Origin of the sequence: Ligilactobacillus hohenheimensis (genome assembly GCF_947381805.1) — a bacterium.
Classification (GTDB): Bacteria; Bacillota; Bacilli; order Lactobacillales; family Lactobacillaceae; genus Ligilactobacillus; species Ligilactobacillus hohenheimensis.
In genome coordinates, this window is the sequence record NZ_CANCXC010000001.1 from 56091 (window position 1) to 68956 (window position 12866).

Here is a 12866-nt window from a genome sequence, read left to right on the forward strand (position 1 = left end):
CCCGATTAAGAAGGTACGGCGCCCAATTACCAAGGCTAAACAAACAGAACGAAAGGCTGTGATGGAGGTCACGGCCTTTTTTGTAGCAATATAGTTTGAAATTAGGGACGATTTTTCGCTAAAATGGAGGGTGAATTGAGGTGGAGAGAATGTTATCCGCAACTGTTCGCCGTTTATTGACGGCACGGGAAAATAAATTCATGATTCCAGCTGATGTTGTTGCTAACGTTCAGGAGAGCAATAATCTTGAACACGCACTCTTGGTTCTCACAAAAATCGGGTATGCGAAAATTCCGGTGTTAGATAGTGATGGGCGGTTTAAGGGCTTACTGTCCTTACCGATGATTACGAATCAAATGCTGGGGTTAGACGGCATTGATACTTCGGTTTTAGGAACGATGACCGTGCGTGATGTGATGGAACGGGATGTTGCGACAATCAAGGCGCCGTATGACGTTGAGGAAGTCTTACGGTTATTGATTGACCGGAATTTCTTAGTTGTCGTTGACGAGAAAAATCATTTTATGGGAATTGTTACCCGCCGTGAGGTAATGAAGAGCGTTAATTATATGGTCCATACGTTAGGGGAGCAGTATTCGCTCACGCCGAAGGGAAAATAAGCGGACCGTTTTTAGAATAAAAATGAGCGTGGTGGAAGTTAGTAACCAACGAATCGAGTGATTCAAGGGTTTCATTCTTCCGCCACGCTCATTTAGTTATTACTTACTAATTACCCCACAATTAAAACGAAACGGGGGCCGTTCGAATGTCAAAGCCAGCTTTTCGGAGAGCGATGATGTACTTCTCAAGGAACTGCCGCTGGATTTTTCCCTGGGCACCATTTCGCGTTTTGATTTGAACCTGGATGGCAATGGCGCCGTTCCCCATGTCAACCGTTCCGTTTAAGACGGGCTTTCGGCCGGCGATGATGTCCGGGTATTTGGCTAAATCAAGGTCATCGTTAATTGCAGAGATAATCCGTTCCATCTTGGCGATATCCTGTTGCGGGTTAATGTACACGTTAATCAAGGCGAGCATGTTATTCCGTGACATATTACTTACGATCGAAATATTCCGGTTAGGAATAAACGAGAGGGTGCCGTCGCTTGCCTGGATTTGCGTGGTTCGCAGGCCGACCGCCTTTACCTTTCCGGTAATATCACCGATTTTGACGGTATCGCCGACCGCATACTGCTGTTCGATCAGAATAAAGAGGCCGGTAATAATGTCAGAAACCAACCCCTTGGCACCAAGCCCAAGGGCGACACTAACAATTCCAGCCCCAGCAATTAGGGTCCCTACCGGAATTCCCAGCACGGACAAAATGGCGTACACGTAGAAGAACAGGATGACGTAATGAAAGATATTTTGTAAGAGCGTTTCAATCGTTTTTAGCCGCCCCTGTGCTCGCAAGCGTTCAGCCGCCTCTTCGGGGTCCTCTTCCTTAGGAGCCGGTTCTTTAGCCGCACGGGCACGACTAAAGGAGTGCTTAATTACCCGTTTTCCGACAGAATTGACAATTAGGAAGAAGAGGGTGAGTAAAATAAGCGAAGCGACCAGAACGATGGCATGGCCGATGATTTTGTTCCAGTTAATACTCTGGATAAAGTTAGTAAAAATGTTGGTTTGGTGATGAACTTGCCGGTCAACCGTTTTCGTGACGGTCGTTGTCAGTAATAGGTTATTCCACTTCATTAGGATAGTCCTTTCATAATTCTTTCACGGGTAATCATACCAGTTTTATTTAGGAAGGGCGACAGTTAGGCTGAATTGCAGTTTTGGGGAATAAATGATAGCCTAAGGGTGAGTAAAAAGGATGGAGGAAAAGGCGATGGTATTAACCTTTGGCCAGTTAGCTGGTTTGATTGCAGCACTTGCATTTGTTGTTTTAGTAGTATTTATGTGTTTGGTACTACATAAGCTTGGAAAAACAATTAACCAGTTATCAGATACACTTACGGACGTTGCACACGAGGCAACGACATTATCAGCTGATGCTGACCGCATTTTAAAAAAGACGGATGATTTGATGGCCGATATTAATGCCAAGTCCCAAAAGCTTGAGCCACTTGTTGATACGGCAGTGGCGTTAAGTAAAAGTGTTGACGATTTAAATACGGCAAGCCGGAAGATGGTTCACCACGTTGCGAGCGCCCGGGAAGAGGGAAGTAAGCTTAATTCAGCGGTAAAGTTTGGTAAGACGGTGTATAACGTTTACAGCGCGGTTGACCGGCACCGGCAGAAGAAGGCTGCTAAGGAGCAGTCAAAGCGGAAGTAGGAGGTCCTTAGAATGGGTAAGAAGTTAGCGTTTGGTTTAGGAATGATTTCAGCGGCAGCGTACGTGGTGGCTAAGAACATGACACCGGCCGAAAAGAAGATGGTGCGGGACCGGGTTGCGCAGGCTGCTACCAACGTAAAGGAAACGGCCTTAAAGTATGACCGGTATTTGCATGAATACCTGGCATCAGCCGAGTACCAGCAGCAGCGCCAGGATTGGGAGGCCCGGTTCATGCAGGCAAAGCAGGCTGCACGGACGGCTGCAGAGACAATTCGGGAACAGGTTGCTACGGGAAGCAAGCCGGAAACAACTCCGGCCATTGCCCGGGAGGACCTCTCCGAATCGATGACCCTGTCAGATAGTGACGATCAGCTCCAGGATGACATTATTTTAAAGACCATGCCAACTGAAAACGGGCAACCAACGGAAACATTCTATCCGAACGGTCAGGTTGCTGATTAGTTGAAGTACCAAGTAATAAAGGAGGTTGGGACTGAAATGTCCCAACCTCCTTTGCTATGGTTACCCCACGTTGATCTGTCGAAAAAGGGGAACAGCGTGAAGTGTTGTTTGTCTTTTAACGAAGCGGAATGGTTTGCAACTCCTTCGGCGTGTGGGTAAACGGTGCGCACCCGTCAGCCGTGATGTGCACGCAGTCCTCAATCCGAACCCCGGCATCGCCCGGAATGTAGATTCCCGGTTCAATGGAGAAGCACATCCCTGGTTCAAGGACCATATCGTTGCCTTCCATGATTGATGGGAATTCGTGTTCGCTCTGACCCATCCCGTGGCCTAGCCGGTGAATGAAGTATTCACCGTAACCGGCTTTTTCAATCACTTGCCGTCCGATGTGGTCTAATTCGGCGGCCGTCATCCCCGGTTTAGCGGCATCCTGAGCAGTAAGCTGGGCTTCGAGACAGATCTCGTAGATTTCCTTCAGGTGGTCGTTAACCGGGCCGTACGCAACGGTGCGGGAAGCGTCGGAGATGTAACCATCGCTGACAACCCCAAGGTCAAAGAGGCACAGACTATTCGGTTGAATAAGATCCTTTTTAGGGGCACCGTGGGGGTCAGCGGCATTAGCGCCACTTTGAACAATCGTATCGAAACTCATCTGCATGATACCCTGTTTCTTGAGTTCGTATTCAATTTCAGCCGCAACGTCCTGTTCGGTTCGGTTATTGGCCAAGGCTGAAAAGCCAATTTCAAACGCCTTATCAGCCCATTTGCCGGCGACCTCAAGCTTGGCGATTTCCTCTGGTGTTTTGTATAAACGTTCGTGCTCAATTACCGGGGTTAAATCGGCTGCCACTTCCATTGTTGGGAAGTGTTCCTTAAGGGTCGCAAACCGGGTTAGCGTTAAGTTATCCTTTTGAACGGCCCACTTAACTGGATGGGTGGTGCACTGATTCAGGTACTCGGTGATGAGGGCGAAGGCGTCCTCATGATCCAGGTACCCGTATACAGGGAACCGCCAGCCCGTCTCTTTGACCGCTTCAACTTCGAGTGCCGGTGCAAAGATGAACGGTTCGTGCTCCGGAAAGATGAAGAGGGCGAGGACCCGTTCGATAGGATCACTACCAAACCCCGTAAGGTACTTTATGTCTGGAAATGCGCTGACGTACGCAACGTCTAGTTGGTTTTTAGTTAACCATTGTTGAATTGCTTCAATGTGTGTCATGCAACCACTCCTCCCTATGATTGTTCTTAGTATAGCATGTTAGGCGGTGACCGGAGTGAAATGAAAAGAGTGAAAATAAAACGTTTGCATTTTACGAATGAAACTGCTAGATTAGAAGACGTTAGGATGAAAGCAATTGAAAACTGGCAGAAAGACGCCACTGAATCCAAATACTTAATAATGAAGGGAGCTTGTTTTTATGGAAAAACAAACCGTTACAATTTACGATGTTGCCCGTGAAGCAAGTGTTTCAATGGCAACGGTTTCCCGGGTGGTTAACGGGAACCCCAACGTTAAGCCGTCAACCCGGAAACGGGTTTTAGACGTAATTGATAAGCTTGATTACCGGCCAAATGCCGTCGCCCGGGGGTTAGCAAGTAAGCGAACCACGACGGTGGGGGTAATCATTCCGGATGTTGCGAATGTTTACTTTGCATCACTTGCGCGGGGAATCGACGACGTGGCAACGATGTACAAGTACAACATTATTTTAGCGAACTCTGACGGGGGCGCTGAAAAGGAAATCCAGGTATTTAACACCCTGTTGGCTAAGCAGGTGGATGGGATCATCTTCATGGGAAACAACATTACCCCGGAATTACGGAGTCAGTTTGACCGGAGTAAGACCCCCGTTGTAATTGCTGGTTCGGTTGACGCAGATAATGCAATTGAGAGTGTCCACGTTGACTTTAAGGCGGCGTTTGCAGAAATCACCACAAACCTGATTAGCCGGGGGAACAAGCGGATTGCCCTGGTGACGGGAGCGGCGGATCAGCCGATTAATAAGGATTACCGGCTTCCGGGGTATAAGCAGGCCCTTGAAGCAAACGGCATTGAATTTAATCCGGAACTGGTATTTGAAACAACGAACAGTTACGAAGCAGGAGAGAAGCTGTGGCCAGCCTTAGCCGCAGCCCACGCCACGGCAGCCATTGTTGGTGACGATGAACTGGCGGCGGGTGTTTTGAACGGTGCCCGTGATGCTGGCGTGCGGGTTCCTGATGAGTTTGAGTTGGTTACGGGCCAGGATACTAAGCTGACGCAGATTGTCCGGCCAAAGATGTCATCGTTAACGCAACCGCTTTATGATATCGGCGCCGTGTCAATGCGCTTATTAACCAAGATGATGAACGACGAGGAAGTTGAGGATAAAACCGTTCTCCTCCCGTTTGGCTACGTTAAGCGCGATACGACGAAGTAAGGGTGATATTGCGGATTTAGACTGCTTTTGTTAAAATTAGGGTTAGCTACGTGCTAATGATACTATTCGGAAAGAGGTTTTAGTCATGTCAGGACATTCAAAATGGCATAACATTCAGGGGCGGAAGAACGCTCAGGATGCTAAGCGTGGAAAGATTTTCCAAAAAATTACTCGTGAAATTTACGTTGCCGCTAAGGCTGGTGGTCCTGACCCAGATTCAAACCCACAGCTGCGGATGGTGATTGATAAGGCCCGGGCAGCTAACATGCCGAAGGACAACATTAAGCGGGCAATTGATAAGTCAACGGGTGCTGGTGGCGAGAACTACGAGGAAATTACCTACGAAGGGTATGGTCCGGCAGGGGTTGCCATTCTTGTGCACGCATTGACCGATAACCGGAACCGGACGGCGTCAGCTGTTCGGGCGGACTTCAACCGGAACGGTGGGAACCTTGGTGAAAGTGGTTCCGTAAGCTTCATGTTTGACCGGAAAGGTTACATTGCTGTCGCCCGGGAGGACCTTGACGTTGACGAAGACACCATGTTTGAAGACGTAATTGACGCCGGGGCAGAAGATCTGCAGACGTCTGACGATGTCTTTGAAATTTACACTGATCCTAAGGCGTTTCCTGAAGTACGGGATGCACTGCAGAAGAAGTACGACCTTGCAACGGCTGAGATTACGATGGTCCCGCAAAACACGGTGGCTGTTCCGGCCGAAAAGGTAGAGCAGGTTCAGCGGTTAATCGACCGGTTAGAAGATGAGGACGATGTTTCTGACGTATACACGTCCGCTGAATTCCCGGATGAAGATTAATTTGAGATATTAAGAAACGAAGGTTGCGCTGTTTATGGCGCAACCTTTTTTGAATTAATTAGAATTAAAGAATTAGGCGCGAAAATTAAGTGGGAGTGTGCGAACACCCCCACTTTTTTTCTTAGTTATATGGTGAGGGGGTGAACAAAACGAAAATGGATATTGATGAAATTGTTCGGGAAGCGTTACGGCAACAGGCAACTGATATTTACCTAACACCCGTTGGAAACGAGTACGGCTTGCGGTTTAACGTATGCGGCCGAATCGTAGGGCAACAGTCAGTTGGACTAGCCGATGCGCGCCGATTGATTAACCTGTTAAAGTACAGGGCAAACATGGCCCTGGGTGAGCGGCGGCGCCCCCAGTTAGGTGCGTTGACGTTGCGGGTCGATGGGGAACCAGTTTTTTGCCGGCTATCAACGGTTGGTGATTTCCGTGACCGGGAAACGCTGGTAATCCGGGTAATTACCCGCCTGCGGGGTGAACTTGAAAGTCGTTATTTTTTGCCGCACCAGTTAACCCGGATTCGGCAGGCCTGCCGGCAACGGGGGTTAGTGTTGTTTGCGGGACCGATGGGGGCGGGGAAAACGAGCGCAATGTATGATTTTGCCCGTGAGTTTGCGACCCGCCAGGTTTTTTGTATCGAAGATCCGGTTGAGATTTATGAACCCCGGTTTGTTCAGGTTCAGGTGAACGAAGCGGCGGGAATGACATACGCCCAGCTGCTTAAGCTTGCTTTACGTCATCATCCGGAAGTTTTCATTATTGGGGAAATTCGTGATGAGGAGACTGCCAGGGGGGCACTTAATGCGGCGTTAAGCGGTCATCTGGTACTAAGTACGCTGCACGTTCGCTCGGCAGCGGGGACGCCTGCGCGGTTACGTAATCTGGGATTACGGGATGCGGATATTATGTTGGCTTTGCGGTTGGCGTGTTATCAGCGGTTAATTCCCACGACGACGCACCAGTTAAAGATTCTTTTCGACTTTTATGATGGAGCAGGGGAAGGAGAACACCATGAAAATGTTTCGGCGAAGTGGCAAGCGGAGCTGGCGCACTGCGTTACAAAGAAATGGATTTCACCGGAAGTGGCAGCGGAATTCCGCTACGGGTAAACAGTGGCCCCTTAAACAGCAGGTTCAGTTTTTCACGGTGCTGAACGATTTTTTGCAGGAGGGATTTACTCTGCGTCAGGCACTTAGGGGGACCCGGCAGGTAATCCTCCGGTTAACACAGGATATTGATAACTTTGAACGCCAACTTGATGACGGAAGTTTTTTTAGTGCCGCCGTTCGCCCGCGAATTAGCGTTGCATCGTACCTTCACTTAGCATTAGCCGAAGAACATGGCTGTTTGAAAGCAACGGTTGCTGTTCTTGCGCGGGAGCTTTCCCGGCGCTATGAATACCGGCGGCGGATTCGCGGTTTGTTAGCGTATCCGTGTGGTTTATTAGTAATGCTGTTAGGGATTATCGGCGCGGTGCATTGGTGGCTAATGCCAATGATTCGGCAATTTGTCCCACCGCAGCCAGAAACAGCACCTAACTGGACTCTGGTAGTTCGAATAATCACGGGAATTCTTTTGTGCGGTGGGGGAATCTACTGTGCTCGGGTGGTCGTTTGGTGGTGGCGGCAGCGTGCATTAAACCGGCATATATGGTATAGCCAGTTACCGGTAATCGGTCGCTTTTATCGGTACTACTGTGCGTATATTATTAGTTTTAATTTAGGACAGTTGTTGGTAAGTGGACTTGAACTTGCTCAGGTCGGCGAGTTATTGTTACGGTTTCCTTCTAGCAGTGTTCTTCACCAACTTGGGGTGAAGTTCATCGGGGCAATGATGACGGGAAATGCGATTAAAAATTTTACCGGCCAAATCCCCTTTATTCCGGATGAAGTTGCAGCTTTTTTTGAACGGGGACAGGCGACGAAAACGACGGGGCAATCACTTTTGATGTTTGCTGATGTAAGTTATCGGCGGTTTATTCGGGCACTTGACCGGTTATTAACGTGGATTCAGCCGCTCTTCTTTATTGTGATTGCGGTGTTAATTATCGGGACCTACGTGGTAATTTTAGTTCCACTGTATTCAAGTATCGGGAGGATAAATTAATGTTTAAGAAACGAATGCCAGCATTTACGCTGATTGAAATGACGGTTGTGCTCTTTATTATTAGTCTATTGATTTTAATCGTTTTGCCTAATTTAAGTGCACAACGAAAGGGAGCTAATAAGGTAAATAATCATGCCCTTCAAACGGAACTCAATACCCAGGCACAGCTTTATATGCAGGCCCATAATATTGATAATCCTAAGAACGTTCACTTAAAGGAACTGCAGGACGAGCACTATTTATCAGCGGCGCAGGTAAAAAAGATTAACGCGGAGGGGTTGAAGATTGACGGGACGACGGAATAAGCCGGGATTTACGTTAATTGAAACGACCGTCGTTCTTTTAATTGTCATCATCCTTGCGGGGATGGTAACCGGCGGACCGGGGAAACGGTGGCAGGTTGCCTGGCAGGAGCGGTGGTTTTTTAAACGGTTTAATGCTACCTGGGTTGAAACCCTTACTAATCCCCGGTTGCTGCAGACCGATAGAACAATCGTTTTTACGAAAAAACAAGTGCGGTTTATTGTTGAGCGGCGTGAACGCCATGTGATTGCCGTTCCGGCATCACTTCACCTCCTCCGGTATCAGGTGGTGAAGGTTGCACCGAGTGGAAGCGTAACGCCAGCAACGGTGTGCTATCAAAGCCCACTGAGTGGATGTAATAAGGTGCTTGTTTTTCAATTAGGATATGGGGGGCAGTATAAGTATGAGGAGATTCGGTGGTAGGCGAAGTGGTGGTTTTTTATTAGCTGAGGCCGTTACTGGACTGGTATTGCTGGGGGTAACGCTTGAGATTACCGCGTTCTTTGGGGGCGCCCTTTTGCGCGAAACCCGGCAAGCATCCGGAGAGTTGCATCGCGCCCAATTGATGGATGAGCGGGTTCACCACGTAGATGTTCACCAAGAACGACGGGTAGTGGTAACGGATCGGAGCGGGAAAAATGAAATTACGTGGTAGTGCGGCATTTACGCTGGTAGAAACGGTGATTACCTTGTTGATTGTCGCGATTATCGGGGTAAGTGCAGGCGCAACCATTCGATGGTTGGGGACCCAGGAACGCTTTTTACAACCGACAGTCCTTACGTGGCATTCTTTTTGCCGGTTACTGACTGATGATCGGTTCCGTTTTAAGGTCGATCGGGTTGCGGCTCATGAACTACACTTAATCAGTTTAGAGGATCACCAGCATTATGATTTTGAATGGCACCGGGATGAAGTTCGAATGTACCGCTCCGGGCATGGTTATATGCCAATTTTACGAAACGTTACGGCGTTTAGAGCCGTTGCCCGTTCGCCAGTTATCCAATTGGACGCAACGGTTGACCACCACCATTATCAAGCAACATTGTATATGAAGGAGTAGGAAATGCGGGGATTTACGTTTTACTTTAGCATGGTCGCGATTATTACCGTGACGGGAATTTTACTAGGATTAACGGTAATTGACCGGGGAATAATTATGGGGATGAAAGAGCAGACTAACTACTACACTGCGCGGGCATTAGCAACGCTTGCTGTTCGGCGGAAAGAAAACGGTAAGTTAGTGACGAATAAAGGAACGGTTGAGGTTCAGGATGACGGTGTTACCGTTCGGCTTCGAGAAGGACCGGTAATTCGGTTTAAGCGGTAGGAAAGGGTGTGATAGAATAGGCGATGGTATCTTACTTGAAATGGAGTTGTGATTAAGTGGCGCTTGAAGACGTAAAAAAAGAATATGCGAAGATTGTTGCGGCAGTAAAAACGTTACAGGATGCGCTGGATGTTTCGTACTTTGACGCCCTAATTGAAACGGCTGATAACCTGGCAGCAGGTGAGGTACACGTTGAGGATGGCCAACCGGATGAAAAGATTCAACATCAATTACTTGAGCAGTATCAGGAAATTCACTTAGACCTTTTTTCGCGGGATGAGGCCCGGCAGTTACTGCAACTATTAATCTTAAATGCATACCGTGAGGAACGGGTTCAGGCTAACCACCAGATGACGCCTGATACGGTCGGAATTTTAGTAGAGTACGTGATTGAAAAAATTATTCCCCACAAAGATTTACGGGTTCTTGATATTGCGGCTGGAACGGGGAACCTGTTGATGACCATCGTCAACTGTCTTCAGGCTGGCAGTGATCATCAGATTGCCGCGTACGGAGTCGATAATGACGACACGCAGTTAGCACTTGCTGATGTGATGGCAGAATGGGAACAGGCATCCGTTGAACTGATTCATCAGGACGCAATTAGTCAGTTGATGGTGCCTCAGGCTGACTTGGTAATCGGTGATCTTCCGGTTGGGTATTATCCCGTTGATGAACGGGCGGCCACGTATGAGACGAAGGAATCTGAGGGGCATTCGTATGTTCACTACCTAATGATTGAGCAGGCGTTTCGCACCCTCGTTCCGGGTGGATTAGGTGTTTTTGTTGTTCCGGCTAATTTGTTTAGTGACGAGCATTCACAGCGCCTTTTAAAGTACATCAAGAAGGTTGGGTATCTTCAAGGCATGTTGGGGTTACCCGCTGATTTGTTCCGAACAGAGGCTGCCCGGAAGGCAATTCTGATTGTTCAAAAGCGGGGAGAAAATGCCAAGCAGGCACCACAGGTTCTTTTAGGCGATTTTCCATCCTTTAAAGATAAGGAAGAGTTTCATAAATTCTTGAACAGCATTACGCAGTGGGAGCGTAAATCCTTTACGAAGTGACTTAAAAAAGGAGATTTAAAGTGAAAAACACTGAAAAAAAGGAACGGCGGGCTGCTCAGATTGCCAAAAAGAATGAGCGGATTAAGGAACAGGCCAGTGAGCTTATTATGCAGAGTGATACGCGGATGCTGATTGATGGGCGCCCCTATGAGTTAGTTAAGAATTACCGGGATGGATTTCAGACAGAAAAGCTCCAGGAACGGTTTAGTCATGTTCTAACAAAGTACGATTACATTGTTGGTGATTGGGGATACGATCAACTCCGGCTGCGGGGATTTTACCGCCACGGGAGTAAGTGGGGAACCCCCATGCAGAGCATTGATTTGTTAGATGATTACCTAACGGAATATTGTAATTTCGGGTGTGCGTACTTTGTTTTGCATAACTTGGATGTTCAGGTTCCAAGGGCACCCCGGCACCGTCACCGGCGTGGGAATCCCTCCCGGCGTTCGGGAACCCCTCATTCAAACAAGCAACAACCATCAAAGGGTTATGCAATTCATCGCAGGGAAAAGGCAACGTCATCATCTCGCCGAAACAATTCTCGTCCGGGAAATGGGCGGCGGCACTTTACTATTCAGCAAAAAAAGCAGAAGCAAGGTTAGGAGTTAAGGATGAAACAGTATCGTGGTTTTTTAATTGACTTAGACGGAACGATTTACCGGGGAGCGGAGCCAATTCCAGCGGGAAAGCGGTTTATTAAGCGCCTTCAGGATAACCGTGTTCCGTTTTTACTCTTGACCAATAATAGTACCCGCACACCACAGATGGTGGTTGATCACCTGGAACATAATTTTGGAATTCACGTTACTCCGGACAACGTGTACACGTCCGCAATGGCAACGGCTGATTACCTAGCAGGCCAGCAGGCCAGTGGGCCATTAACGGTGTATCCAATCGGTGAGCGGGGGTTAAAAGAAGCGCTTTTCCAACGGGGGTTTAAGTACGATGACGTTCACCCGGATTACGTTGTTGTTGGGTTGGACCGCGATGTTACTTACCATAAATTTGCGGTTGCAACCCTTGCTGTTCGGCGGGGAGCCCAGTTAATTGGGACAAACGCTGACAGTAATTTACCGAGTGAGTGGGGAATGATTCCGAGTGCCGGTTCCCTGGTGACCTTTATGGAATACGCGACGCAGACAAAGGCCCAGTACATTGGGAAACCTGAACCACAAATTATGGACGTAGCAGTAAAGCGGCTGGGGTGTCCGCGGGAATCACTTGCCATCATTGGTGATAATTACATGACTGATATTAAGGCGGGAATTAACGCGCAGGTCGACCAGATTCTTGTTTATACTGGCCTTTCCACCCCAGAACTGGTTGCGGCCCAGCCCGTTGCACCAACGTGGGAAGTTCAGTCACTTGATGAGGTTCCCGTTAATTCTCATGCTTAAGATTCGACTAACAAGTTGGGGCTGGTGGAGCGTTATTTTTGCTGCACTGGTATGTGGCGCAGTGACCTTAACGATTGACTGTGTTCCGCTGTATGGATGGTTTGTCCATAGCCACCGTTTGGGAGCGCAGGTTGGGTGGTCTGCTAAGCAGGTAATAGCGTACTATTTGCGATTGCTGGGATACCTCCAAATTCCGGGAGTCCAGCTGAGCCACACCCTTCCCATGACGACGAAGGCGGTGGTTCATTTTCACCAGGTGAAGGTCTTGATGGTTACTAATAATTGTCTTACCTGCGGGCTAATTCCGGCGGCTTGGTTTAGCTGGCATCGTCTTGGAGTTCGGCGGGAGCGTTGGTTATTATTACGCCCGTTAGCGTGGACCACTTTAGGGCTAGTTATGGTAGTCGGGTGGATGTGTCTGGACTTTAATTCTTTTTTTATTACCTTTCACCAGGTTCTCTTTCGAAACAGTGATTGGCTTTTTAACCCGCGAACGGCTCCCGTTATTAAGCTTCTTCCGGAATCGTTTTTCGCCGCAAGCTTTGGGCTGGTAACCGGCTTGGTTGGGATCGGAATTGCTGTGATATGGCGAAGTTGTCGGCGCGAGCTGGTGGACGAAGAACCGGAAGAATTAAAGTAGTATCCGGAAAAATGCGGGCAACTAACCAGTGATATGGTATGA

At 48.4% G+C, this 12866-nt stretch carries 18 protein-coding genes; 16 read left to right on the plus strand and 2 right to left on the minus strand.

From position 1 onward, the window contains the following. The first annotated feature begins 149 nt into the window (after window positions 1-149). Window positions 150-620: a cyclic-di-AMP-binding protein CbpB gene (cbpB, locus tag QOR60_RS00290; protein WP_283581991.1), complete on the plus strand. Its 471-nt coding sequence runs from the start codon at window positions 150-152 to the stop codon at window positions 618-620. Window positions 621-741: 121 nt separating this feature from the next. On the opposite strand, the gene QOR60_RS00295 is transcribed toward cbpB, so the two are convergent. Beyond that, on the minus strand, window positions 742-1695 hold the full coding sequence (locus tag QOR60_RS00295; RefSeq protein WP_283581365.1) for a mechanosensitive ion channel family protein: 954 nt from the start codon (window positions 1693-1695) through the stop codon (window positions 742-744). 136 nt (window positions 1696-1831) lie between these two features. Here QOR60_RS00295 and QOR60_RS00300 point away from each other — a divergent pair, with 136 nt between their 5' ends. Continuing rightward, the gene (locus tag QOR60_RS00300) at window positions 1832-2278 is read left to right on the plus strand and encodes a DUF948 domain-containing protein (RefSeq protein ID WP_283581366.1); all 447 of its coding nucleotides are present in this window, start codon (window positions 1832-1834) and stop codon (window positions 2276-2278) included. A gap of 12 nt (window positions 2279-2290) precedes the next feature. After that, window positions 2291-2740, plus strand: coding sequence for a hypothetical protein (locus QOR60_RS00305; RefSeq protein ID WP_283581367.1), 450 nt, complete (start codon window positions 2291-2293; stop codon window positions 2738-2740). A 115-nt stretch (window positions 2741-2855) separates the two neighbouring features. On the opposite strand, the gene QOR60_RS00310 is transcribed toward QOR60_RS00305, so the two are convergent. Beyond that, window positions 2856-3959, minus strand: a complete 1104-nt coding sequence (locus QOR60_RS00310; protein WP_283581368.1) for an aminopeptidase P family protein — start codon at window positions 3957-3959, stop codon at window positions 2856-2858. Window positions 3960-4158: 199 nt separating this feature from the next. Here QOR60_RS00310 and ccpA point away from each other — a divergent pair, with 199 nt between their 5' ends. The 13 genes from ccpA to QOR60_RS00375 all read left to right on the plus strand — a co-directional run bounded on the left by ccpA (window position 4159) and on the right by QOR60_RS00375 (window position 12824). Beyond that, on the plus strand, window positions 4159-5160 hold the full coding sequence (gene ccpA / locus QOR60_RS00315; protein WP_283581369.1) for a catabolite control protein A: 1002 nt from the start codon (window positions 4159-4161) through the stop codon (window positions 5158-5160). Between the two features lie 85 nt (window positions 5161-5245). Then, window positions 5246-5977, plus strand: a complete 732-nt coding sequence (locus QOR60_RS00320; RefSeq protein WP_283581370.1) for a YebC/PmpR family DNA-binding transcriptional regulator — start codon at window positions 5246-5248, stop codon at window positions 5975-5977. Between the two features lie 155 nt (window positions 5978-6132). After that, on the plus strand, window positions 6133-7092 hold the full coding sequence (gene comGA / locus QOR60_RS00325; RefSeq protein WP_283581371.1) for a competence type IV pilus ATPase ComGA: 960 nt from the start codon (window positions 6133-6135) through the stop codon (window positions 7090-7092). Further along, complete coding sequence (locus tag QOR60_RS00330) at window positions 6995-8089, plus strand: type II secretion system F family protein (RefSeq protein ID WP_283581372.1); 1095 nt, start codon at window positions 6995-6997, stop codon at window positions 8087-8089. The genes comGA and QOR60_RS00330 overlap by 98 nt, the downstream gene beginning before the upstream one ends. Next, a complete protein-coding gene (locus QOR60_RS00335; protein ID WP_283581373.1) occupies window positions 8089-8394 on the plus strand; it encodes a prepilin-type N-terminal cleavage/methylation domain-containing protein in 306 nt (101 codons plus the stop codon). The genes QOR60_RS00330 and QOR60_RS00335 overlap by 1 nt, the downstream gene beginning before the upstream one ends. Further along, entirely contained in the window at window positions 8375-8815 is a 441-nt protein-coding gene (locus QOR60_RS00340; protein ID WP_283581374.1) for a type II secretion system protein, read from the plus strand. The genes QOR60_RS00335 and QOR60_RS00340 overlap by 20 nt, the downstream gene beginning before the upstream one ends. Further along, on the plus strand, window positions 8796-9047 hold the full coding sequence (locus QOR60_RS00345) for a hypothetical protein (RefSeq protein ID WP_283581375.1): 252 nt from the start codon (window positions 8796-8798) through the stop codon (window positions 9045-9047). The genes QOR60_RS00340 and QOR60_RS00345 overlap by 20 nt, the downstream gene beginning before the upstream one ends. Beyond that, window positions 9031-9453, plus strand: a complete 423-nt coding sequence (locus tag QOR60_RS00350) for a hypothetical protein (protein ID WP_283581376.1) — start codon at window positions 9031-9033, stop codon at window positions 9451-9453. Before QOR60_RS00345 ends, QOR60_RS00350 begins: the two co-directional genes overlap by 17 nt. A gap of 3 nt (window positions 9454-9456) precedes the next feature. Further along, complete coding sequence (locus QOR60_RS00355) at window positions 9457-9720, plus strand: hypothetical protein (RefSeq protein WP_283581377.1); 264 nt, start codon at window positions 9457-9459, stop codon at window positions 9718-9720. A gap of 56 nt (window positions 9721-9776) precedes the next feature. Beyond that, window positions 9777-10784 (plus strand): class I SAM-dependent methyltransferase, encoded by a 1008-nt coding sequence (locus QOR60_RS00360; protein ID WP_283581378.1) that lies wholly within the window; start codon window positions 9777-9779, stop codon window positions 10782-10784. A gap of 20 nt (window positions 10785-10804) precedes the next feature. Further along, the gene (locus tag QOR60_RS00365; RefSeq protein WP_283581379.1) at window positions 10805-11389 is read left to right on the plus strand and encodes a YutD family protein; all 585 of its coding nucleotides are present in this window, start codon (window positions 10805-10807) and stop codon (window positions 11387-11389) included. A gap of 9 nt (window positions 11390-11398) precedes the next feature. Continuing rightward, a complete protein-coding gene (locus QOR60_RS00370; RefSeq protein WP_283581380.1) occupies window positions 11399-12184 on the plus strand; it encodes a TIGR01457 family HAD-type hydrolase in 786 nt (261 codons plus the stop codon). Then, entirely contained in the window at window positions 12177-12824 is a 648-nt protein-coding gene (locus QOR60_RS00375) for a TIGR01906 family membrane protein (protein ID WP_283581381.1), read from the plus strand. Before QOR60_RS00370 ends, QOR60_RS00375 begins: the two co-directional genes overlap by 8 nt. Window positions 12825-12866 lie beyond the last annotated feature (42 nt).